The sequence below is a fragment of the Maridesulfovibrio sp. genome (genome assembly GCF_963666665.1).
In the GTDB taxonomy this organism is placed as follows: domain Bacteria; phylum Desulfobacterota; class Desulfovibrionia; order Desulfovibrionales; family Desulfovibrionaceae; genus Maridesulfovibrio.
In genome coordinates this window covers 1,915,653-1,940,377 of record NZ_OY762999.1, presented here as the reverse complement: position 1 = coordinate 1,940,377, position 24,725 = coordinate 1,915,653, and the positions used below count along the sequence as shown (strand labels likewise).

At 47.3% G+C, this 24,725-nt stretch carries 18 protein-coding genes and 1 tRNA gene; 9 read left to right on the top strand and 10 right to left on the bottom strand.

The window, feature by feature from the left end; genetic code table 11:
• Positions 1–162 precede the first annotated feature (162 nt).
• Positions 163–816 (top strand): flavodoxin family protein, encoded by a 654-nt coding sequence (locus ACKU40_RS08835; protein WP_320176153.1) that lies wholly within the window; start codon positions 163–165, stop codon positions 814–816.
• Positions 817–906: 90 nt separating this feature from the next.
• On the opposite strand, the gene pheT is transcribed toward ACKU40_RS08835, so the two are convergent.
• From pheT to ACKU40_RS08785, 10 genes are all read right to left on the bottom strand, one after another.
• Positions 907–3,306 (bottom strand): phenylalanine--tRNA ligase subunit beta, encoded by a 2,400-nt coding sequence (pheT, locus tag ACKU40_RS08830; RefSeq protein ID WP_320176152.1) that lies wholly within the window; start codon positions 3,304–3,306, stop codon positions 907–909.
• A gap of 32 nt (positions 3,307–3,338) precedes the next feature.
• The gene (gene pheS / locus ACKU40_RS08825; protein WP_320176151.1) at positions 3,339–4,385 is read right to left on the bottom strand and encodes a phenylalanine--tRNA ligase subunit alpha; all 1,047 of its coding nucleotides are present in this window, start codon (positions 4,383–4,385) and stop codon (positions 3,339–3,341) included.
• Between the two features lies 1 nt (position 4,386).
• A complete protein-coding gene (gene rplT, locus ACKU40_RS08820; protein ID WP_320176150.1) occupies positions 4,387–4,740 on the bottom strand; it encodes a 50S ribosomal protein L20 in 354 nt (117 codons plus the stop codon).
• Between the two features lie 94 nt (positions 4,741–4,834).
• Complete coding sequence (rpmI, locus tag ACKU40_RS08815) at positions 4,835–5,032, bottom strand: 50S ribosomal protein L35 (protein WP_320176149.1); 198 nt, start codon at positions 5,030–5,032, stop codon at positions 4,835–4,837.
• A gap of 46 nt (positions 5,033–5,078) precedes the next feature.
• Positions 5,079–5,543, bottom strand: a complete 465-nt coding sequence (infC, locus tag ACKU40_RS08810) for a translation initiation factor IF-3 (protein ID WP_320176148.1) — start codon at positions 5,541–5,543, stop codon at positions 5,079–5,081.
• 70 nt (positions 5,544–5,613) lie between these two features.
• A complete protein-coding gene (gene thrS / locus ACKU40_RS08805; protein ID WP_320176147.1) occupies positions 5,614–7,542 on the bottom strand; it encodes a threonine--tRNA ligase in 1,929 nt (642 codons plus the stop codon).
• Positions 7,543–7,866: 324 nt separating this feature from the next.
• Entirely contained in the window at positions 7,867–8,406 is a 540-nt protein-coding gene (locus ACKU40_RS08800; protein ID WP_320176146.1) for a DUF2059 domain-containing protein, read from the bottom strand.
• Between the two features lie 207 nt (positions 8,407–8,613).
• A complete protein-coding gene (locus tag ACKU40_RS08795) occupies positions 8,614–9,339 on the bottom strand; it encodes an acyl-ACP thioesterase domain-containing protein (RefSeq protein WP_320176145.1) in 726 nt (241 codons plus the stop codon).
• Positions 9,340–9,341: 2 nt separating this feature from the next.
• Entirely contained in the window at positions 9,342–11,459 is a 2,118-nt protein-coding gene (gene shc / locus ACKU40_RS08790) for a squalene--hopene cyclase (RefSeq protein WP_320176144.1), read from the bottom strand.
• A gap of 70 nt (positions 11,460–11,529) precedes the next feature.
• Positions 11,530–12,138 (bottom strand): TetR/AcrR family transcriptional regulator, encoded by a 609-nt coding sequence (locus ACKU40_RS08785; protein WP_320176143.1) that lies wholly within the window; start codon positions 12,136–12,138, stop codon positions 11,530–11,532.
• 257 nt (positions 12,139–12,395) lie between these two features.
• Between ACKU40_RS08785 and ACKU40_RS08780 the strand changes: the two genes are divergently transcribed.
• The 8 genes from ACKU40_RS08780 (at position 12,396) to ACKU40_RS08745 (ending at position 24,700) form a co-directional block, all read left to right on the top strand.
• A tRNA-Arg gene (locus ACKU40_RS08780) sits at positions 12,396–12,472 on the top strand.
• Between the two features lie 823 nt (positions 12,473–13,295).
• Entirely contained in the window at positions 13,296–14,057 is a 762-nt protein-coding gene (locus tag ACKU40_RS08775; protein ID WP_320176142.1) for a hypothetical protein, read from the top strand.
• Positions 14,058–14,472: 415 nt separating this feature from the next.
• The gene (locus tag ACKU40_RS08770) at positions 14,473–15,234 is read left to right on the top strand and encodes a hypothetical protein (protein ID WP_320176141.1); all 762 of its coding nucleotides are present in this window, start codon (positions 14,473–14,475) and stop codon (positions 15,232–15,234) included.
• A 15-nt stretch (positions 15,235–15,249) separates the two neighbouring features.
• Positions 15,250–22,932 carry an Ig-like domain-containing protein gene (locus tag ACKU40_RS08765; RefSeq protein ID WP_320176140.1) on the top strand — a complete coding sequence of 2,561 codons (7,683 nt, stop codon included), beginning with the start codon at positions 15,250–15,252 and terminating at the stop codon, positions 22,930–22,932.
• A gap of 5 nt (positions 22,933–22,937) precedes the next feature.
• On the top strand, positions 22,938–23,195 hold the full coding sequence (locus ACKU40_RS08760; protein WP_320176139.1) for an acyl carrier protein: 258 nt from the start codon (positions 22,938–22,940) through the stop codon (positions 23,193–23,195).
• Complete coding sequence (locus ACKU40_RS08755; RefSeq protein ID WP_320176138.1) at positions 23,195–23,677, top strand: GNAT family N-acetyltransferase; 483 nt, start codon at positions 23,195–23,197, stop codon at positions 23,675–23,677. The genes ACKU40_RS08760 and ACKU40_RS08755 overlap by 1 nt, the downstream gene beginning before the upstream one ends.
• Before the next feature lie 8 nt (positions 23,678–23,685).
• The gene (locus tag ACKU40_RS08750) at positions 23,686–24,198 is read left to right on the top strand and encodes a toxin-activating lysine-acyltransferase (RefSeq protein WP_320176137.1); all 513 of its coding nucleotides are present in this window, start codon (positions 23,686–23,688) and stop codon (positions 24,196–24,198) included.
• Positions 24,199–24,226: 28 nt separating this feature from the next.
• On the top strand, positions 24,227–24,700 hold the full coding sequence (locus tag ACKU40_RS08745) for a toxin-activating lysine-acyltransferase (RefSeq protein ID WP_320176136.1): 474 nt from the start codon (positions 24,227–24,229) through the stop codon (positions 24,698–24,700).
• Positions 24,701–24,725 lie beyond the last annotated feature (25 nt).

Sequence of the window (24,725 nt, the reverse complement as noted above, 5' to 3'; positions counted from 1 at the left end):
TGTTGTATAAATATGTGTCTGAAGTTCAGTATTATGATTGAAGTGAAACTTCCTGTTTAAGGTAGAAGAAAGGAGAACTGTGGAGAGCATGTGCTTAGCTGTCTGGGTCAAATAATGATGGCCGGCGTCAGCTGCAAAACGTACAATGAAGGACAATAACTCATGAATGTAATAGCTTTTAATGGTAGCCCGCGTAAAAAGAACTGGAATACAGTAACGTTGCTGGAAAGTGCTCTCAAAGGAGCCGCCGCTGCAGGAGCAGAAACAGAACTGGTCAATCTTTATGATTTGAGTTTTTCAGGATGTATTAGTTGTTTTTCCTGTAAAAAAAGGAATCGTAAATTAGACGGTGTTTGTGCTGTAAATGATGACCTTACACCGGTTTTGGAGCGGGTACGGAATGCGGATGTCCTGATTGTTGGAACACCGGTTTATTACGGAGCTGAATCAGCAGCTACGCGTGCTTTGCTGGAACGTCTTTTGTTTCCCTACAATAATTATTCGAAGGATCTGAAATCACAGTTTCCAAGGGTTATCAGCACGGCCCTTATTTATACAATGAATGTCGGCCTGGAAGATGTGAAAAACTATGGATATGAACAGCATTTTAATTTGACCAAGACAATGCTTGATAGGCATTTCGGTCCCTGCGAATTGTTTTTGTCCGTTGATACAATGCAATACAGCGATTATTCAAAATATGAATCCGAAAAATTCGACGCTGAAGCCAAGCTTAAACATCATAAAGAAATTTTTCCGCAAGAATGTGAGAAGGCATTTGATATGGGGAAACGGCTGGTTACAAATCCTGCATAGAAAATGCTTGATGACAAAGGTCTTAGAAGGCAAAAAAGCCCTGCTGAAACATGTTCAGCAGGGCTTTTTAAAATTACGTCAATTAAAGAACTAGAAACGTACGGGCAGGGACTTTTCGAGCCCTGCGAGTACCTTCTGGTGTTCTTTGTCTACTGCCTTGTCGGTCAGGGTTTTCTGACCATGGCGGTAGGTGATGCGGAAGGATAGGTTGCGTTCTTCGTCCTGACCTTCAGGTGCGAATACGTTAACCAGTTCCACGGATTCGATCAGGGGCAGTCTCAGTCCGAGGATTGCTTCCTTGATGGTTTCCGCGTGCAGGGAAACAGGACCGATTACGGTCACGTCGCGTCTGGACGGCGGGAATACCGGAAGGGTTTCGAACTTGATTGCGTGAGCCATGACGATCTCGCGCAACAGGTCCGCGTTGAGATCAGCCATCCATACTTCTTTTCTAGCGTGGTACTTGTCAGCAATGTCTGCCTTGACCATGCCCATGAAGCCGATTTCCTTTTCACCGAGAGTGATGTTCACGCAAGGCTCAAGGTAGCTGTGATCTTCAGCAAGAGAGAAGGTTGCTTCGCCCAGCTTGAGGTCTGCCAGCAGGTGCTCTACGAGACCTTTGACATCAAGATAGTCGGCATCGCCATGTTCGTTGGGCCATTCAGCATTTGAACGGGGACCGTGAAGCATAATGCCCAGACGGGTCTGTTCGCGGGTCTCAGTGTCGGAAGTTTCATCTTTGATGAACTTCTTGGCGATTTCAAATACCCGGATGTGGGTGTTACCCTGCGCGAGGTTATGACGCACAGTGTTGAGCAGGCCGGGAGCCAATGCTGTACGCATTACGTTCTGGTCTTCGCTCAGGGGGTTGGCGATGTTCACGCGGCCTTCTTTGGGCAGGCCCAAGAGGTCGAGATCATCATCACCTACGAAGCTGTAGTTGATGGCTTCGTGCAGACCTACGCCGCGACCCCAGTTTTTGATGCGGCGATAAAAGCCGTAAGGGGTGTCCGCAATGACGGAAGCGTCAAAGGTCTTGGAGATGCGGGGCAGTACGGAAGGAATTTTATCCATGCCGAAGTAGCGAGCTACTTCTTCGTACAGGTCGGCCTCGCGTTCGAGGTCCAGTCTGTAGGAGGGGGAGGATACTTTCCAGCAATCTGCATCGCTATCGTTAACTTCCAGTCCCATGAGAGTGAAAGCTTTTTTGCTGAATTCAGGTTCAAGGTCCAGACCGAGCCAGCTGTTGCAGCGCTTGTGGCGGTAATCGTGGGTACGATCCTGCCAGGGAGTCGGCTCGTTTTTGGCTACGCCGGAAACAATTTTTGCCCCGGACAGTTCGCTGATGAGCTGAGCTGCACGGTCCATGGCAAAGGTGTTCATCTGCTGGTCCACGCCGCGTTCGAAGCGGTAGGAAGCTTCGGAGGGCAGGGCCAGACGACGGGCGGTTTTGCGGATGAGGCCGGGGCGGAATACTGCGGATTCGAGGACCACGTTAGTGGAGCCGTCGTGAATCTCGGAGTTCAAGCCGCCCATAACACCGGCCAGCGCAACTGGACGTTCTGCATCCCAGATAAGCAGGTCAGAGCCGATAAGCTTACGTTCCTGTTCATCAAGGGTGGTGAATTTAGTCCCTTCCGGAGCAAGGCCGACACGGATTTTGTCGCCTTTGAGCCTGTCTGCGTCAAAGGAGTGCAGGGGCTGGCCCAGTTCAAAAAGGATGTAGTTAGTCACGTCAACAATGTTGCTGATGGGACGAACGCCCACGGAAAGGAGACGGTAACGCATCCAGTCCGGGGAAGGTGCGATCTTTGCGCCCTGCAGGATTCTGGCCTGATAGAGTGGGCAGAGATCGGGATCGTCGATTTCGATTTTAAGCATATCTGCCGCATTTCCGCCGTTCTCAATAAGATTGAGCTTGGGCAGGTTGATGGGCAGATCAAACGCCAGAGAAGTTTCGCGGGCGATACCGAGCATGGACAGGCAGTCGGCACGGTTGGGAGTGATGCCCAGATCCAGAACCGTATCTTCCATGTTCATGGCTTCGGTGAATTTTACGCCGGGGGTCAGATTCTCGGGCAGGATCATGATGCCGTCGTGCGCGTCGGAGAGTTCCAGTTCGCGCTCAGAGCAGATCATACCGTTGGATTTAACTCCGCGGAGTTTTGCCTTCTTGATTTTGAAATCGCCGGGCATGGTTACACCGACTTTTGCCACGGGCACGTTAATGCCCTTGGTAACGTTTGGTGCGCCGCAAACGATATCAAGAAGTTCGCCGTCACCGACGGCTACTTTACAAACAGACAGCTTGTCAGCTTCGGGGTGTGGGTCGCACTCCACCACGTGACCGACAACGATGTCTTTGATCGCTTCAAAAGGATTGAAAATTTCTTCAAGCTCAAGGCCGAGCATGGTCAGCCTGTCGCCAAGCTCCTGAACTTCGCCTTCATAAGGAACGAAATCCCGCAGCCATTGCATGCTTAAAAGCATTTGAGCCTCCAGCAGTATTTACTGCGTATATATTAGGAAAACTGTTCGAGGAATCGGATATCGTTTTCAAAGAACATGCGCAGGTCGCCGATGCCGTATTTGAGCATGGCTACGCGTTCAATGCCGAGTCCGAATGCGAAACCGGAGTATTTTTCGGTATCGTAATCAACTGCTTTCATTACGTTGGGGTCCATCATACCGCAGCCGAGGATTTCCACCCAGCCGGTCTGCTTGCATACACGGCAAGGCTTGCCGTCGATGGTTCCTTTCCCGCCGCACATAACGCAGGAGATGTCCACTTCCGCGCTGGGCTCGGTAAAGGGGAAGAAGCTGGGGCGGAAACGCACGTCAGTCTTGGGCCCGAAAAGCTGGTGGACGAATGCAGTCAGTGTTCCGCGCAGGTCAGCCATACTAACGTTCTGATCGACGAGAAAACCTTCGATCTGGTGGAACATAGGGGTATGGGTCAGGTCGGAGTCCCTGCGGTAAACCTTGCCCGGGGCGATTGCTGCCAGCGGAGGAGTTCTATCCTTCATGGTGCGGATCTGTAGCGGGGATGTGTGGGTACGCAGCAGGATGGAATCTGAAATGTACAGGGTGTCCTGCATGTCGCGCGCGGGGTGTTCCGGCGGAATGTTCAGTGCTTCGAAGTTGTACCAGTCGTTTTCAACTTCGGGTCCGGTTACGACTTCAAAACCCAGCCCGATGAATACGTCACAAATCTCGTCCATGACGAGGGTGACAGGGTGGAGCGAACCTTCAGCAGGCTTGCGTCCGGGCATGGTGGGGTCGAAACGGGACAGGCTCTCAGCGGTGGCGGCTTTTTCAAGCTCGCTCTGTTTTCCCTCGATAAGCTCGGTGAGAGCGGCCTTTACTTCATTGGCTTTTTTACCTGCTACAGGCTTGTCCTCGTTAGGAAGTGAGGGCAGACCGGACATGATTTTGGCTACACGGCCTTTACGGCCGAGCATGTCGATCTTGATGTCTTCCAGTTCAGACAAAGAAGCCTGATCCAGGCGTGCAGAGCACTCCGGGACCAGGCCTTCAAGTTCCTGTAACAGGGACTTTACGTCCGACACCTTAGCTAACCTGAGCTTTGGCGATCTCAACTACTTTGGCGAATGCAGGTGCATCGTTAACAGCCAGATCAGCGAGAACTTTACGGTTCAGGGTAACGCCAGCAGTGGACAGTCCGTGAATGAGACGGCTGTAGGACATGCCGTTGAGGCGTGCAGCAGCGTTGATACGCTGGATCCAGAGTTTGCGCATATCACGTTTGCGCAGTTTGCGGCCGACGTAGGCCATGCAGAGTGAGCGTTCAACTCTCTCTCTGGCGGTACGGTAAAGGGTTGATCCAGAGCCACGGAAACCCTTGGCCATCTTTAAATATTTTTTATGACGCCTCTTAGCGGCAATACCACGTTTTACTCTCATTGTATTCCTCCAGGAATCTTTCTCTAAAACCAGCCGCGAACGTAGTTCCGCGGACAGGAGTGTTCATTTATTGTCTTAGTCGATTTTTACGCAATTAAGCGTAGGGAAGCATGCGCTTGACCTGACCAACGTTCGCACTGTCAACAGTTGCGCTCTGGCCGAGTCTGCTCTTACGCTTCGCGGTCTTCTTGGTCAGGATATGACGCAGACCCTGTTTGCGGCGTTTGAATTTGCCGCTGCCAGTTTTAGTAAAACGCTTTGCAGCGCCTCTTCTGGTTTTCATTTTAGGCATTTTTTATCCTCCTTGGGAAATACCGACACGTGAGTCGGAAAAAACCTTATTTTTTAATAGGAGCCAACATCATGTTCATGGTGCGGCCTTCGGACCTTGGAGCCTGCTCCATTTTGGAGATATCCATGGTTTCCTCTTTGACCCGCTCCAGAACTGCCAACCCTCTGTCCTTATGGACAATTTCTCGGCCCCTGAAAAATATAGTGACTTTGCACCTGTCGCCGCCTTCGAGAAACCGACGGATGTGCTTGAGCTTTGTCTGGTAATCGTGCTCGTCTGTCTTGGGGCGAAACTTGACTTCCTTGATCTGGATTACAGTCTGCTTCTTTTTGGCTTCCTGCTTACGTTTCTGCTGCTGATATTTGAACTTACCATAGTCCATAATCTTGCAAACTGGCGGATCTGCCTTCTCTGCAACTTCAACCAGATCAAGACCCCGGTCCTGTGCAATTTCAAGGGCTTCACGTGTGGGAAGTACTCCCAGTTGGTTACCCTCGTCATCAATAACCATGACCTTGGGAACTCTAATGCGCTCGTTTCGGCGGGCACCGTCATCCCTGCGATAGGGACGCCTACCGTCTCTATGAAAAGCTATAGCTCATGCCTCCGCGTTTGAATGGTTCGTCAATGGCGGTCGAAATAAGCTCTGCCGCTTCATCAAGAGACTTGAGACCGGGGTCTTCCCCGTCGCGGGCCCTTACATTGACCGATTCCGCAGCGACTTCTTTGTCGCCAACTACTAACATGTACGGGATTTTTTCAAGCTGGGCTTCCCGAACTTTGTAGCCCAGTTTCTCATTTCGATCATCAACCTCGGCACGAATGCCCTTTTCTCGCAGAAACTGCAAGACTTTTTGTGCAAATTCGTTCTGAGAATCGGTGACTGTGAGAATTTTTGCCTGAACAGGGGACAGCCAGGCAGGCAGTGCGCCACCGGTGTGTTCAAGCAGCACACCGATGAAACGTTCGATGGAACCGAGGATAACCCGGTGGAGCATAACAGGTCTGTGACGCTCACCATCTTCGCCCACATAGCTTAAGTCGAACCGCTCTGGCAAGGTAAAATCACACTGGATTGTAGCACATTGCCAGCGACGTTCAAGAGCATCTTTAATAATGATGTCAATTTTGGGACCGTAGAACGCGCCGTCGCCTTCATTGATTGAGTATTCCATACCCATTTCTTTGAGGGCGCCTTCGAGTGCTTCGGTGGCTCTATCCCAATCTTCGTCAGAACCGATAGCTTTTTCGGGCTTGGTGCTGACTTCTGCTTCGTATTCAAATCCGAACAGGCCCATCACATCGCCGACGAATTTTGCAATGCCGATGATTTCATCGCGGAGCTGATCGGGGCGGCAGATGAGGTGTGCATCATCCTGAGTGAAGGTACGTACGCGAAGCAGGCCGTGCAGTACGCCTGATTTCTCGTGGCGGTGAACTACACCATGCTCAAAGTAGCGCTGGGGCAGGTCACGGTAGCTGCGCAGTCTGGATTTGAATACCAGCATGTGAGAAAGGCAGTTCATGGGCTTGATGCCGTAGGACTGCTCATCAATCTCAGTGAAATACATATTCTCGCGGTAGTTGTCGTAGTGGCCGGATTTTTCCCAAAGCTCACGCTTGAGAATGAGCGGGCCCTGTACGAACTGGTAACCGCGTTTGAGGTGTTCCTTGCGCTCGAAGTCTTCAAGGATTGCACGGATAAGCGCACCCTTGGGATGCCAGATGGTCATGCCCGCGCCCACTTCAGGGTTCACGGAAAAGAGATCGAGCTGGGTTCCCAATTTACGGTGGTCGCGCTTCTTGGCTTCCTCAATCTGAGCGAGGTGCTTTTTCAGGGCTTTCGGATCAGCAAACGCGGTACCGTAAATGCGCTGGAGTTGCTGGCGTTTTTCATCGCCGCGCCAGTATGCGCCTGCAACGGAGAGAAGCTTGAAAGCTTTGAGCATGCCGGTGCGGGCCACGTGGGGGCCACGGCAGAGGTCAGCAAACTCGCCGTTGGTGTATACGGAAACAGTTTCTGCGCCCAGATCGTTAATCAGTTCGATCTTGTAATCTTCGCCCATTTCCTCGAATTTTTTCAGTGCATCTGCACTGGAAAGCACTTCGCGGGTAAAATCTTCATCAGCACCGACACGGCGCAGCATTTCGGCTTCGATTGCCTCAAGATCTTCAGGAGTGAAGGGGCGTTCGTAGTCGAAGTCGTAGTAGAAACCGCTGGCGATGGAGGGGCCGATGGTCACCTTGGCTGTGGGGAAGAGCTTTTTCACAGCTTCAGCCATAAGGTGTGCGGTGGAGTGGCGGATTACATTCAGACCTTCTTCGGAATCAGCCATTACCGGCTCAAGGTCGGTACAGTCGGCAGGCACGGTGGTGGTGAGATCAAGAAGCGTATCGCCACATTTGGCAACTACAACGTTCTTGAACTGCTTCTTGGACAAGGCCTCTTTGAGAACCTCGCCGCAAAGCGCACCCTGCTGAACCTCAAGTTCTTTACCTGCAACTTGCATAATCCTTTCTCTCTTTGCGGAAAAAATGTTTCTGTGTCCGATTCTTGCGGACAACTAAAAAATGTCTTCAATCAGATGGATAAGTTGTCGTTGCAACCCATCATTATCCTTGAATTCATAAGGCTTGAAGACGTAGAACATCATAAGGATCGCGCAGTAATATTACTGCACGAAAGGCGGTATATTTAGCTGAGATATGGTGAGAAGTCAAGTGTTGTAGGGGCTTTCTTCAATGTGTCCAGTGATTAGTAGGCTTAGTTTAAATAAAATTGCCTTCCACTTGATCGGTGGAAGGCAATTCGAAATTATATTATTTTATTCTTCTTACATTTTAAAATCAGTTGGCAGTGATCCATTATCTTTCATTGCCTTGATGTTTGCCTCTAACTTTTGGTCAAATCCATTAGCGAAAATTTTATTCATGACTTTAGCAGACTCCTGTTCAGCCTGTTTCATAATTAAAGGAAGTTTTTTCAGGCATTTTTGGCCGGTATCGGTTTTATAAAAAGCAATGATGTCTTGTAATTCTTTTTTGTTGAATTCTGCAGCGTAGACTTGTGCAAAGACTGTTATCAGAATCCGTTGATTTTTCTTTTCGTTGAATGTTTCCTTCATTGATTTGGTAAAGGCCTTTATTAATATTTCACTGTATTTTTTTGTTTCGGGATGAGTCTTAAATATTCCTTTAAGCATAGCAGGGGCTATCATATCAAATGCTTGGTCAAAGGCATCAGGGTTGTAAGTCAGTTCTGCCATTTCATAAGCTGCTTTTAAATTTTCCTCACTCTGGGCATGCGCATTTGCGGTGTGAATTACCGGAAGTGAAAGTAGTGTGCAGAGTGCCAATATTTTGAACAGTTTCATAAGAGGCTCCTGTTTTTATTTGATTTAAGCAAACTATGCTGACTTTGCTGCTGGGATACTCTGTTAATATTAGTATTGCAATATTTATTATTTTAAAGGTTAATTGATTATTGTGATTAGATTTTCAGTGCAGACAGTTAAACATCAAAAAATCCCGCTCTACTTGAGTATGCGGGATTTTTTGATGACAATTTTATGGAAAGGAATTTATTCCACTTTCAAAGCAAAAGCAGCTTTCCCTTCAGTCTCATTCAGGCCAATCAATTCATATCCATCGTCCTCGCAATCACAATCCATTAGCTTGATGGAGTTGCCTTCGAAAACTTCGGAAAGGAAGGCTACGCGAATTGATTTTACTTTGTTCTGGTCAAATCCAAGTGAACGCAGTCCATCAAATGACCAGCGCAGGTACTCAGTGTTGTTGACGTGACCATTGGCATCAAGAGAGCTGTAGCCCACACTTAAGGACCGGAGTTCTTTTTCCGGTGTGCCGGGGCGCAGCCTCTTTATCGGGTCAGGGAATACGCAGCGGTCTTGAGCGTGCAGATTCAGCTTTTGATCAATTGCTATCGGCCTGCGGGTTTCGGAGTCGAGTACCATCCATTCCGAGGAGGCGCGGATGATTTCTCTTCCGTTTTCATCACAGCCGGAGAAATCGCGGAAGGCCCGCAATTTTTTTGCGCCCCGTGACCAGGTTGTCAGCGCAAAAGTTTTTTCGCGCAAGGGCAGCTCTGCAATCTCGATACGCATTGAAGTCAGGACCCAGAAGCAGCCCTGCTTCGCCATATCTTCAATGCCGAAACCGAGCGAGTTCGCATGGGAGGTGGCTGCTTCCTGAAGCCTGCACATGAGCCAGTGGCAGTGCATGCGGTCATCCGGTCCCGTCTCATAGGCCGGGACCGTGTTACTGATCAAAAGTGAACCATTGTTCATTTCTACCACTTCCTTCCGAGGTCAAGCGGAGTCTTGCGGCGCATCATGATCTGTTTGGTGTCTTCCTCTGCGGAAAAGCGCTGGTAGACGCCCAGTGCCCACATGGGGAAATATTGGGAGTATCCATGGTAACGCAGATAGAATACGCGCGGGAATCCAGTTCCAGTGAACAGAGTCTCATCCCAGCTGCCGTCTTCTTTCTGGGTATCCAGCAGGTAACGAACGCCGCGGCTGACAGCCTTGGAGTGAACCCGTCCGGCAGCCATGAGTCCAAGCAGCGCCCATGCAGTCTGGGATGCTGTGGAATCACCAAGTCCGGCGTAGTTCTTGTCGTTGTAGCTCAGGCAGGTTTCGCCCCAGCCGCCGTCTTTGTTCTGGTGGTTTTCAAACCATTCTACAGCCTTGCATACGTAGGAGGAGTTCATATCCTCGCCAGCCTGACGCAGGCCGCAAAGTACGGACCATGTGCCATAAATATAGTTAACACCCCAGCGTCCAAACCATGAGCCGTCGTCTTCCTGTTCCTTTTTCAGGAATTCGATACCATCTTTGATGGGGCGGAAGCTCTTATCGTAGCCGATAACGCCCAGCAGCTCGATGACACGTGCGGTAAGGTCCGAGGTGGGCGGGTCGAGCAGGGCGCCGTGGTCCGCAAATGGGATGTCGTTCAGATACTCGGCGCAGTTGTCGATATCGAATGCTGCCCAGCCTCCGTTGGAGGACTGCATGCCGATAAGCCAGTTTACGCCTTTGATGAAGTTCTCATGGTGTTCCGGCTGATCCAGAACTCCGGCGCGGCACATTGCCATAAGTACCATGGCGGTATCATCAAGGTCCGGATAGAATGTGTTTTCAAACTGGAAAGCCCAGCCGCCGCCCTCAAGTTTGGGGGCCTTAGAGATCCAGTCTCCACGGAAGAAAATCTGCTGACCCCAGAGCCATTTCAGTGCTTGCTGAGTGGATTTACTATCTTGATTTTCGCCTGCTTCCATCATGGCTGAAAGGGTCAGGCAGGTGTCCCAGATTGGGGAGTTGCAGGGCTGGCACATGGCCTGCTCAAGGTTTTCTGCAGTACCGTGGTCGGGGGAAATGTCCAGCTCCGGTGCGGCGGAAAGCTCAGCTCCACCGGTGATTACAGTGTGCTCCCAAGGGGACTTTTCAGGCACGTGGAATTTATCGACCATGAGGTCATCCACAGACTGCATGCCACGGGCAAAATCCGGGTCTGATTCATCGTATCCGAGCAGGCTCAGGGCCATGACAGCGTTAGCCATTGCCGGGAAAATTGCACCGATACCACCACGTCCAGCCATGTGTTCGCGGGTCCATTTTTCCGCATAGTTCAGGGCTTTTTTGTTGATGGACTTGGGGACCAGATGAATGGTCCGCTTCAGTACGCGGTCAAGCAGAATGAAAAGGTTTTTGCGCCAGCCTTTGTCGCGGTACTTATCTATATGTATATGTTCTTCGGCAGGTTTGCAGAAAAGTTCGGGTACTGCTTCTTCAGGACGCAAACGGCAGACCGGCTGCTTGGCATAAATGATAAGCAGCGGGTAGATTACCGAGCGGGACCAGTAGGATACTTTGTCCAGATGGAAAAAGAACCATTTGGGCAGCAGTACGATTTCAATGGGCATAGCGGGCGGGCAGTGCCACGGAATCTGGCCGAAAGTGGCAAGGCAGATGCGGGTAAATACGTTAGAAGTTTCTGCCCCGCCCTTGGCAAGGATTATCTGGCGGGCGCGGACCATATGTTCAGCATCCTTGTCGTCGCCGAGCATCTTGAGGGCCATGTATGCTTTAACTGATGCACTGATGTTCACCGGGCCGTCATTGTCATGCAGAGGCCATCCGCCATCGGGCATCTGTTTGGCCCGGATGTAATTGCCAAGTCTTTTGGCAAGGCCTTTGTCCATCTTGCGTCCCAGAAATCTGTTGAACATGATGTATTCTGAAGGGATGGTCACATCAGCTTCAAGGGCAAAAACCCAATATCCTTCAGGGGACTGCAGGGAGCGGAATCTTTTCATTACCCGGTTCAGGGCATCTTTTGGCTGCAGCAGCGAAACAACTTGATTTTTGGCCTTTTTATTCATCTTCATGGCGCTTTTTTTGTTCATGTTGAAGTTCCTTATGTAAACGGATTATTTTATCCGACCCGTGCGAAAAAAGTTTGTTCGATTATAGTAATCAGCTGATGGCGTCAACAGCGGAGTCAATTACCTGTGCTTTTAACTTGTCCAGCGGACCCCATTCAAAAGTGGGGTAGGTAATCAAAAGTGAAGTCAGCCCGTGGGTAGCAGCTACTACCGAGTTTGCGGTAACTATAATGTCTTCATCGGAAGCATTTGCGGGCAGGCAGTCTTTTACACACTTGTTAATACGATTGTACATGGTCTTACCGAGCGGGTTGTCCTGAAAATGTGAGTTGTGGTCATTCCACAGGTCACTTTCCATCATAAAACCCACCCTATAGGCATTGGGGTTTTCAAGTCCCATATCCACAAGAGTGTAGAGTATGTCTTTCAGAGCTTCACGTGGGGGAGGCGTGGTCGCTATAATGCGATTGATACGGTGCAGGAAGTCCCGGTATGTCTCTTCAGTCAGGCAGAGGAAGAGTTCCTTTTTATCTTTAAAGTGATGATAAATTGTAGTTGGCGAGTAGCCGATGGTGGTCGCCAGCTTACGCATGGAAACCTGAGCGTACCCGTGCTCGGCAAAGAGCTTGCGGGCGGCGTCCAATATCAGCATACGTAAGGGCTGCTGCGGCGCATCCATTGTTTTTGAAGTAGTATTCATCGTTGATTCTCCAGCGCTTAACAGTGTTAAGCTGAGAAGCGTTCTGGCATGAATGTATACGACTGTCAACTAAATGTAACCATAGTTACTAACTTTTTAGCAGGGACAGGGGCGAAGGGAGGCGTGTTAACCGGATTGTATGGGAAAATAAGGATAAAAATAAAAAAAGGGCTTGCAATCGAAAACCGCTTTGGATATTAATGCTCGCCTCGGACGGAGAAATGCGCTAAAGTTCTCCAGCCGTTATCACATAAAGTGGCCCCGTAGCTCAGTAGGATAGAGCACAGGATTCCTAATCCTGGTGCCGCAGGTTCGATTCCTGCCGGGGTCACCAATGAAATCAAAGCCTTACGAAGATTTTTCTTTGTGAGGCTTTTTCTTTTCCAACTGTATTTCCAACCTTTGAAGGGAAAATTAGGGAAAAGGTAGGATATATCGTTCTTTGATAGATTTAGTATAAATTCCATTGCGTCGCGAGTTGCTTGTAGGTATTTATAGTAACTCTATCTATCCTCACTCAGCAGTAAAATTTCTTTCCTTAATTAGTTTTGATATTGATATACTCAATGGCTTTGGTTTCGTTCGATCGATAAAACAGTGTGTTTTATATTTTTAATCGCCCAATGTGTAAATAATATAAAAATATATTAATAAGCGCTTGCCAATTGCTTAGTGCTTCTATAATAGAGAGCGCTGGTTTTGATAATGTCTATGCACTGATGTCGTCGATTTCCTTTTGTCCGTGAGAGTGGGAATCAATAAATTTGAGGCTATCAATACTATTAAGCAAGCTCTCTGTCTGATTTGAAGAAAACACTAGTTTACACCACACCCTAGCATAACTCTCCGGTTCCATAATATTCATAGTATTATAATTTTTGATCACTCCAGCCGGTTTAGATCGAAGCCCTATTGGCTATCTCTTTGCTCGCGAATTTTTTAATTAAAAAAATAAAGATATATTATAAAAGTTATTGCTCTCTATTTAGTATTTCTGTAATAGCTGGCGTTGCTTTCTGGAAAACCCTTGAGTGGTACGGGTTAAAATTATGTTAGGATAAATATAATTTCTCGAAAGCGTGCTGTTTTAGAAAGGGCGTTAGTGGTCGAGTTGGTTTCTATTTTACATTGGTTTTATTTTTTGTGTGAGTCTTCTTATGAAATATATATTGATGGTTTTGGTTTTAATTTTGTTTGTGGGGGGGGGTTCTGTGAGTGCTAAAGCTACGGATAGTGATGCTTCTAATGGAATAGGGAAATACTTAGACCTATATCTATCCACTTTGTTTTATAAAAATAATGATACCTTGCTTAAGTGGGATGACCACATAACAATCCGAATGATTGGTTTGCCAGAGGAATTAAATCCTATTTATCATATGTATTTAGACTATTTTAATTCAAAGTTAAATAGTGAAGGTGTTGTCATTGAAGGTGTAGAGAGTGGGGATGCCGACATTATGATTGTTGTGTCAAACGATCTGACTAAAACAGCTCTTTCTCCAAATATTAAAAGTCTTTTAAAGATTAATTCGCAAAGCGAAGATGATTATGATGATGAAGTTTCTAGTTATAAAAAGGACGGAATAGTTCTCAAGTATAAAAGATTTGAAGATGGCGCTAGATTTGTCGCTCTTTGGGATCCGTTAGTATATCCAGCTAGAAATAAAGTAGAGAGAGATCCTCGTTTTCAAATTCAGAGAATTCTTTATTGTGCATTGACTTTTGTTCCACCAACTACAAAATGCAATAGCCTTGTTGTAGGTAAACGAGTTTACGGTTTGAATTACCTTGATGCTTCTTACATGGTTTCTATATATGATAAAAGTATTAAATCTTTTGCCCCTATTTCAGAGGCAAGAGGTAAAATTTTAAAGAATATGGTTAATTATCTTTCAGCTATAAGAAAGCGTAAGTAGTAAGTTTGAGGAATTTAAATTATGTCTATTGTGCCCAAAAAAATAAGCTCTCCATCTGATCTGAAGAAAATATTATTTTGCCCCATATCCCCCGGCATAACTCTCCAGTCTCTCAATATTTATCGTATTATAATTTTTGATCACTCTGGCCGGTTTAGATCGAAGCCCTTTTGGCTATCTCTTTGCTCGCGAATTTTTTAATTAAAAAGATAAAGATATATTATAGAAGTTATTGCTCTTTGTTTAGTATTTCTGTAATAGCTGGCGTTGATTTTCATAAAATCCTTGAGTGGCGAGGGTTAAAAGTATGTTAGAATAAACATAATTTCTCGAAAGCGTGCTGTTTTAGAAAGGGCGTTAGTGGTCGAGTTGGTTTCTATTTTACATTGGTTTTATTGTTTGTGTGAGTATTCTTATGAAATATATATTGATGGTTTTGGTTTTAATTTTGTTTGTAGGAGTTGGGGCTGTGAATGCTGATGCTGCTGATAGAGAAGAGATGGAAGAATATGCGAATGCATATCTGGATAGGTGTTTCTCGGCTTTGTTTTACAAGACTAATGACAGGCTGCTAAAGTGGGAGAATGAGATAACTATTCAGTTTTTTGGGTTACCAAGTGATTGGATGGGTGTGTATAATAACTATTTAGAGTATTATAATAACTTTCTTTCTCATAACAAATTGGGGCTTCGAAATGTTGATACTGGGACAGCTGATATTAGCATATTTCTTACTGACAATTTATATAAAACAGCTAAGAAGAAGTCGCTACGCTCTCTGTTACAGAATAGAGGAGAAGACGATACTGCGTATGAGTCTAGGATAAAGTCTTGGGTTGATGAAGGTGTTACCTATAAGTTTATAAAGCATGGAGACGCCGAGAGATTTATTGTTTTGTGGAACCCATACAAGTTTGAAAGGACTTGTATGGCAGATCGTAGTCCTAGATTTCAAATGTTGAAGATTTTATACTATGCAATAGCTTTTGTTCCATGCTCAACAAAAAGCAGTAGAATCATAATGAAGGATGACGATATATACCCTATCTCTTATGCCGATATGTCTTATCTTATGGCTTTGTATAACCCTAATGTAGAGGCCTTTTCTCCGCTTCAAAATATACGGTCCATTCTTTTAGATAATATGGTTGATTACTTATCTTCACTCAATCTTTAACTTTTCGTGTTACCTATGCCTTCTATACCTAAAAAAATCGGGAGCGTTACTGATTTCCGAAAGTTTATCGGAGATTTTGATGGCGATATTACTATTGATCCTGTAACTCGTAAGATTACAGGTATAAATGCTAGTGGTAAAACCATTTTTGGTACACTTAGCGGGGAAGTAGCGCTTGATAAGCATGGTAATGTTGATGCCTTTGTTTTTGAAGGCAGTCGTTCGGTTAAGCTTGCAGACGTTGGAGTGCGTTGTTCGTTAAGTGATGGTGGTGTTATTACTTCAGTTTTTGCCTCAACTGATATTGGGACCGAGGATTTTAAGGCCGAGGGTTCATTGACAGGTAGTATAGGATACAGTGGTAATGCTTTATTTTTAGAGGTGGCAGTTGATGGTAAAGTTGTAGCAAACTATATGGGGGTTAAGCTGTCCCATGGTGGTGAGTTGTCAGAGAGAATTGAACTAGTTAGTTGGGACACCGTAGAGGCCGGTGACAATTCTACAAATTCAACAATTTCTGGTTACAACCCAGACAAACACGCAGGAGCTGACTCAACTCCCATTAAAGACACCGATTTGAATCAGAACCAGGGGTCAGGTGACACCAGCTCAACAAATACACCCCAGCCAGATAATCTGGTAACTCCCACCCCGCAAAACAATACTTCTCAGATTATCCCCCGCAATAGCACTTACAAAATCCAGCCCGATGACACTTTGACTGCGATTTCAAAAAAATCAGGTGTTCCAGTTGATGTGCTGCGTGAGCATAATAATATTGATGACCCAGATAAGATATATGCAGGCGCTGACCTTGAGATTCCTACTAAGGATAAAGAAGCCGAAATAAAGCAGAGAATCAAAGACGAACGTGAAGCAGCAATAAAAAAAGCACAAGAAACAAAAACTGCCGAAGATACAGCCACAACTTCTTCTGAAAATAATTCTGACCCTCATGATCAGAAAGATGCAGATAGTGCTGATGATCCTGCAAATGAAGACAATCCTACTGAAAATAAAGATGAACAGAATGCGTCCGGTGAAGATCAGGACGAGAACAAGTCCGCCGAAGAGAATGCAGACGCACCAGCAGTAGATAACGTCATCACCGGAACCATCGGTTCCATTGTCGGCTCCCATATCGGTATGGCCCTTGGTATAGATGGGCGTTTTGAGACTGCTGCTGTCAGTGCGGTGGGGCAGACTTTCGGGCGCAATATTGGTGAAGTTGTCGGCGGTAATATTGATGCTTTTGATGATTTTTTTACCGGCAACGGCCAAGCGGGCAATAATGTTTATGAAGATTTCGCCACCAGCGATTTCGGCCAGAATGCCGTAGGGGCTGGAGTCGGCCTTGCTTCCTCTTTTCTTACTTCAGAACTTTCCAATCTTCTCGATGTAGGCGGTGATTTCGGCGGGGCCTTGTTTGAAACGGTCACGGATTTCGCTATTTCGTCTGTAATTGAAGAGGGGCTTAAATTAGCTGATTTTAACCCCATGATAGGGAAAGATTCGCTATTAGGCGGGTTTGAAGGTTTTTCTAATCCTGCGAACTGGGCCAGCATGGGCGGTGGATTTCTGGGTGGGTATCTGGGGCGTCAGGTCGTGGATATTGATACTCAGGCAGAAGCTATCGGTAGTTCCATGGGCTCGGCTCTCGGTGCATGGGGCGGTGCTGCTGCAGCGGTAAGTATCGCTAAGATGGCTGGGATGGCGCAGGTTTGTATTCCTATCCCTTTTGTGGGTGCCCTTATCGGTGCCTTTGTGGGTACCATTATCGGTTGTTTCTTTGGCGGATTGTTTGGCGGCAGCAAGCCTGAGCCTCCGCCGCCGCCACATGCCGAGGCTGTTATGGAGCTCAATGCGGACGGTGAGTTCGAGTTGACCCATATGGAAATGGAGCATGGCGGGGACGGTGGCGGACTCGGTGAAACGATCTCCTCCATGGCCGATACCCTGAATGCCCTTATTGAGGCCAGCGGCGGTTCTATCCTTAATGCCGGGGATATCGGTAAAGTTACCATCGGCTATACCAAAGATGAGAAGCACCTTAACGGTGAACCTATTGATTCCCTTTCTGATGGTGTTGATAGAGGATTGCTGGCTACCATCCGCAGCATTCAGATTGAGGGTGGCGACCCTATCATCAAGCGGGCCATTTATAATTCCCGAGCCACCACGATTGAGGAGCTGCTGGAAGATGTTCAGGCTGCGGAGAAATACCGCACCTACGTTGAGAATCAGGACGAGATCGACCAGTTGCTGGAGGCGGAAGGCGAGATTGAAGAACTTCTGCAAAGGGCCGATGAGCTTGCGGCTGATTCAGAGGTTACCCCTGCTGAATTGCGTGCTCAGGCCAACAAGATGGCCGAAGAGATTGAGTTCTGGAAGGATGTACTTAAGCAAGTAGAAGGACTCCGACTTGATCAAGAACATTATTCGGATGGCTTCAGCAAGCTCGGCAAGCTGCTGGCAGCCAGCGGAGTGAATTTTTCCGGGCAACATCTGAATGACCTCTCCATGGAACTTTCCCATGGTCGGCTTACTATTGCTGTTAATGATCCGGAGAACCCGGATGCTGATTTTTCTGACCTCCAGCCTCGTTTTACTATTTCAGATTGGGATAATTGGAAGAAAGATTCTTCCATGCTGACTCTGTCCGACGGGACTATTGTTTCCCTTGGTGGGCTGGTGGAAAGTTTCGGTGTTACCGAGAACTCCGGCCCTGTTAATCTGGGTGAGGTCATGGCCGAACGTCTCGGCACTGATGGTATCTCCGGTACCGATATGAATGATGTGCTTGGCGGCACAAGTGGTGATGATGTCATGTCCGGCGGTAAAGGACGCGATACACTCAAGGGTGGAGCCGGGAACGATACTGCCGATTATTCAAGCTCGGATGCCGGTGTGGATATTGATTTGGCCGCAGGCACAGCTAAAGGTGGTGATGCTGCGGGCGACAAGCTGGTCAGCATCGAAAACCTTACTGGTTCCTCTCAGCGTGATGTCCTTAAGGGGGACGCTAAAGCAAACGTGATTGACAGCGGAGCGGGTGATGATGCCATTGCTTCCGCTGGCGGGGATGATGTTGTTCTCGGTGGAGCAGGTGAAGATGTTATCAATGCCGGGGCTGGGGATGACGTTATTGATGGCGGTGCTGATTCAGATAATATTTTCGGTGATGGTGGGCGCGACCGGGCTTCCGGAGGCGCGGCCAATGATTCGGTCTTTGCAGGGGCCGATGATGACTTTGCCTCTGGTGGTGATGGAAACGATATGCTTTCCGGAGGTTCCGGGGACGATGTTCTGATCGGTGGTTCCGGGGACGATGTGCTCGTGGGCGGCGAAGGCAGTGATTACCTTGTAGGTGGTACAGGCACTGATACTGCTATTTTTGATGGCGATGCCGGTGACTATATCATCAAGACTGAGAATGGACGGACTACCGTACGTCGCAAGGACGGTACCGGAGATGAAGATGTCCTTAAGGATGTAGAATTTTTCCAGTTTGACGATTCCGTTGTCAACAGGCTTGATACAGTTGTGGCTTCAGGTGGAGCAGACGAAGAGGAAGAAGAGGAAGAATATAAATCTTCCGGTTCCCGTGTGTTGCCTTCCAGAGCCAGCATGATGGCCATGGCCGCAGCTTTGGGTATTGCCGCAGTGATGGCAACCGATGAGTCTTCGGCTGCCGATGAATTTTATGATCTTACACCTGATCAGGTGGTTGGAACATCCGGCGGAACCGTTACTGGTGATGACGCGCAGGATGTGGTTGTTAATGCAGCAGATCAGGCGGCGGACATTGAGAGCTCTTTGTCTGAAAACACAGCAACAAACGGGGCTGCAGAGAGTGATAATGTAGTTGTTCCATCAGATGAAGATAGCGCAGATGAGGAGCAGCTGGAAACAAGCTCTTTTAGTTCTGTTGCTATGCCGGAGCTGGATCTGGAGCAGAGTGCTGAAGCAGAACCGGCAGAGGGCGGAGAAGTTTCTACCGCCGAGGCTGTTGCAGAAGATGATGCTGAAGAGAATGTTGAAGTTGAAGAAGACGGAGAGGGGGCTGAGATAAATGGAGATAGCGACCCTGAACCTGAAATCCTTATCGCAGAATCTTCTCCCTCTGCCAGCGGAGATGAAGATAGTTCCATTGATCTGGACTTGAACGTACATTTAAGCAATCCGGGAAAGGCCTTAATCATAATTTCAGGAGTGCCTGAAGGAGTCTCTCTATCTGCAGGAACTCATACAGGATCAGGCAATTGGACTCTTGAATACAGTCATCTGGAAGGTCTCAAGTTACTGATGCCGAATGACTGGGCTGCGGATTTTGAATTGGGGCTTTCACTAACCCAGTTCGGTGCGTATTCCGTTAAAAGCAAGGTCAGTTCCTTTACGGTCCAAGTTCAGGCTACTACCAATGCTCCGACTCTTACCGTTGTTGAGGAAATCTTGGCTGTCTCCGATACCAGTACAGGCGAGCTCATGAACGGTACAGCTGTAGAGGATACTTTCCATGCCGGTGGAGGTGACGATACTGTTTACGGTGCTGCCGGTAATGATGTTATATATGGTGACAGTGCAAAAGGATTGTCCACTTCGCCTCTGGTAATTGATTCTACAATGGTGCAGCCCGATGCAGACGGGAGTGAAACCCTGACTTTGGCTGTGTTCGGTGTTCCTGTCGGAGGGTATCTTAGTGCCGGAACCGAAATGCCGGTTGGATCGGGAGTATGGAGCCTTACAGCCGACCAGATCGAAGGGCTTGAAATAACTGTTCCCGCAGGTGCTGAAGATTACACCGTTGCAGTCATTGCCACCACAACCGATATTGATCCTGATACTGGGCCTGTTACAGCTTCCAGCGAGCCAAAAGAAATCACAGTTAAAGCTTCCGACGTTGCCGGGGATGATGAATTGCACGGCGGTGCTGGAGCTGATGAACTGCGTGGAGAAGACGGTGCCGATGTTCTTTGGGGTGATGCCGGAGAAGATAGCCTTTATGGCGGTGACGGCAATGATGTCTTACATGTGGATGCGGACGATAAAATTTATGACGGCGGCGACGGTTACGATACTCTTGTTGCAGATGGAAGCACAGGGATCACAGTCGATCTTGGTGAGAATAATATTGAACGCGCCTATGGTGGAGCTAACTCCGACAATATTTATACTTCAACCTCCGCATCAGTATATATTGATGGTGGAGCCGGAACTGATGCCCTCACAGGGAATGACGGTGATGATACTTTAATCGGTGGTGCCGGAAATGATGCGTTTCACGGCGGCGACGGCGATGATACTCTTTATGTGGATAGTGAAGATACCATCATTGACGCCGGGGAAGGTACGGATACGCTTATCGTCACCGGTGACAGCGGGCTTGATATTGATCTTAGCGCGGCCAATGTGGAGATTGCTGTCGGCGGCAATCATGCAGATACATTTCGGATTAGCGGCGCAGAATCCATTGTTGCTGATTTAGGAGACGGAGACGATCTGGTTCTGTCCGGTTCGGGCCGAGATGTTCTCTCCGGCGGCGATGGTGAAGATACAGTCTCATATGAATTGTCCGATACTAAGGTTTATGCCAGTCTTGCCGTCGGTTTTGCTGGAGTGGATGGATATGCTGAGGCAGATTCTCTGGACGGTTTCGAGAATATCATAGGATCTTCGCATGATGATGTGTTGACCGGGGATGATCTTATCAACAAGTTGGTTGGTGGTGCTGGAAATGATAATCTGATCGGTGGCGGTGGCGACGATATCCTTACCGGAGGCATTGGCGATGATGTAATTGAAGGTGGCGAAGGTGACGATGTCGCAGTATTCAGCGGAAAGTTTTCTGATTACACCGTAACCAAAACCGAAGACAGGGCAGCTTCTGTTGTCTGGAACGGTGCCTCCGGGACCGATTCTGGTAGTGACACGGTATCCGAAGTTGAAACATTGCAGTTCGATGATGCTGTCATCTATCTGGATGGGCGCAACAACAGACCTTATACTCAGGCGGATACCGCATCCACTCGCGAAGATACAGCTGTAATAATTTCCAAGGAAGACGTTTTTGCCAATGATATAGATTTTGATGGCGACCCCATGCATATTTCTAATGTCTCTGCAGCGGTAAACGGCTCTGTCAGCCTCACCTCCGGTGGTGATATCAGGTTTGTGCCTTCGCATAACTATTACGGCGAAGCCTCTTTCACTTATACCGCCTGCGACGATAAAGGGCTGGAGCATTCTTCTACAGTGAGCGTTACCGTGGAAGCGGTTAACGACGCTCCGACAATTCAGGCCGGTGGGGCCCAGTATTCCGGCCAGCATTCACCATACAGCGGCTCTGGACGTGTGCTCGGTACCGATGTTGATGATTCTTCGCTAACCTATCAGTTAGTCTCAGGGGACGGATTTTCTGTAAGCAGTGACGGTTCTTTTTCCTACGATGGAGGTAATCAGACAGACTCCATGGTCGTTCGTATTACCGACCCACACGGTGCCAGTTCCACTCATACAATATCTATCACCAACCCCGAAAAGCCTGATGGCGGTGGAAAAAAGCCTATAGCCATGGATCTGGATAACGATGGTCTGGAATTTATAGGCATTGATGATTCAGATGTCTATATGGATGTTAATAATGACGAGTTCATAGAACATTTGGCTTGGGTAAGTGGCGACGATGGTTTGCTTGCATTCGATCGTAATGACGATGGTAAGATTGAAGGTTTTGACGAGATTTCTTTTGCCGCTGACCATGATGATGCCCGCACAGACCTTGAGGGATTGGCTCTGGGCTATGATTCCAATAGCGACGGAGAGTTCAATGCTGAGGATGATTTATGGGATCGTTTCGGAATTTGGCAGGACGCTAACGAAAATGGAATCTGCGAGCATGGAGAATTTATCGATCTCGAAATAATTGGAGTGTCTTCCATTGGTCTGAGTAGTGATTGGCAGGCCGAGCGTTTGGGCGATACCGTATTATTCGGGAAGACGTCTTTCGAGACAACTGATGGTGAAGTCGGTATTCTGGGGGATGTTGCTTTTCTGTATGACGATTCTCGTTATGTTCGTATCGATAATGACGATGGGTCTAGCCGGATTGTACAAGTGGCCGAAGATACAGAGGAAGGTAGACAGGTTCTCAACGAAATGGTGGATGAGGTAATTGCCGATATTCAGGAGCAGAATAGTACGACTGAGCAGCAAGAAGTTACGGAAGAGAGTGTCGAGAGTGATGTTTCCCCTGAAGATATGTGGCTACAGGATCAGCAGGACAGTGACACTCCAGGACTGGAGGATGGGCCGGAAGAAAGCTTTAATCATGATGTTTCTCCTGAAGATGCGTGGTTACAGGAGCAGCAGGGCAGCGATATTCAAGGGCTCGATGATCCGCCTGCGGAGAGTATTAATGGAGATGTTTCTTCTGGGGATGCGTGGTTACAGGAGCAAGCTGTTGAATCGTTTGATAACGATGAACAACCTTATGAGAATAACTCTGAATCCATTTCAGATTCACGTTCAGATTCAGGTATTGGAGATGGGGGGAGCGTAGCAACTGAAGCTTGTCAGGTTGCTGAAGCTATGGCCGTATTTGATTCTCCGGACGATTCTTCTGCTGAAATTGATTCCGCAATAATTGATTTGAATATGGATGTTTACATTGATGAAGCTATTGATGCTGATGCCAGATAAAAACAATGAGACCGACAAAAACTGAAATAATTGAACAGGTAAAGCAGGTTACTGCTCAGGTTATGGGGCTGAACTCTTTGAAACTGAAGGAAGAGTTCCACTATATTGCAGATTTGGGTACTGATTCTCTTTCGATGCTGCAGATTAAGCTGGAGCTGGAAGATTTGTATGACATAGATATACCTGACGAACATATCACAAAAATATCCAGTATCGGTAGTACCGGCGATTATCTTTTAGAGCGATTGAGTGAGGAATCATAATGAATATTCGCCCTGCAATGCATTCAGATGTCGAAGCTGTAGTTCAGCTTGGGAGAGAAATGCACTCCTTAGGTCGTTTTAAAAATATCAGATATGATTTTACAAAATGCCGTCAGGCCGTCAGGCATTGTGTGGATAACCCCGGTTCCTTTTTTTTCTGTATTGCAGAAACTGATGAAAAGGAAATCATTGGTTTGCATATGGGAATGCTTCAGGAGTATTTTTTTAGCAATCAGGTAGCAGCGCAATCGATTAGTTTTTTTGTAACGCCTGAGTACCGTGGGTCATCGGCTGCTTTGAAAATGTTATACGCTTTCAAGAAGTGGGCGAAGAAGCGAAATGCCATTGAGGTTGTTTTCGGTACAGGTATTTCTGAAGGAGCTCCTTTAGCTGTTATGGATAATTTTATGAAAAGGCTCGGTTTTGAACTCACTGGCGGTAACTACGGCTTGTGGATTAACACGGACCAAAGTGTGGGATAATATTTTTAATGATGACGAATTCAGAAGACAACCTTGATTTTGAGGCAGCGGACAGGAGTTTTATTAAAGAAAGAGGCGGGGAAAGTTTCAATAATTATTTTGGAATTCCTGATGGTTCTGCTGTTTTTGAGTCTGTGGTGAAGTTGCTTCTTAACTCTCCTTCCCATGATCATTTATTCCTTTCGGACATGAAGTGGCTAGTGTTGCCTCCGTTACAGCTAAGGCAGTGCAAATTGTATCGCCAGCAGGGGGTTGCCGTGGCTTTTGCTTCTTGGGCGATGCTGTCTCCTGAGGCAGAGAAGGATTTTATTCGTAATAAAAGACTGCGTCCAAGGGATTGGGATTCCGGAAATAGATGCTGGCTTGTTGACGTGGTGACTCCCTATGGTAATTCGGAACAAGTCATAAAAAATTTGACTAGGACAGCTTTGAAGGAAATACCGGTTCAAACTCTGCAGTTCCACAAAGACGGTTTTAGAGTTGTTCAACTGGAAGAAATGCTGGCAACAACAAATCAGTAATAAAAAATATTTTTTTTAGGAGAATAGGATGAGTGAAAAAAATAATAAATCTGGTCACTGGAGTCAGAAGAATACCAACGTTAGAGGAGCAAATGGGGAACCCATCACAATGGCTGGAGTTCTCGGAGAGATAACTTGGGTTCTCTCACAGCACCGCTCTCACCGTTATATGTTTCTTGCGGATTTGGAATGGCTGGTAATGCCTCCGGTGCTGGCTGGTCAGTACAGAATATTCCGTACTGAGGAAGGTCCGATCGGCGTCGCTCTGTGGGCATACTTGTCAGATAAAGCCGAAAAAAGGATTTCAGAAGGGTTGGGGCGTATTGCCCCTGTTGAATGGAGGAGCGGAACGAATCTTTGGATTATTGATTTGATAGCTCCTTTCGGTGGGGATGATAAAATGATTGAGGAATTGAAAAGCAGCGTATTCAAAGGACAGTCGTTTAAATATCCCAAAGTAACACCCGATGGTCAGAGAACAATCGTGGAAGATAAAGGATAACTGGTTCTCGGCGTAACTGTATTGC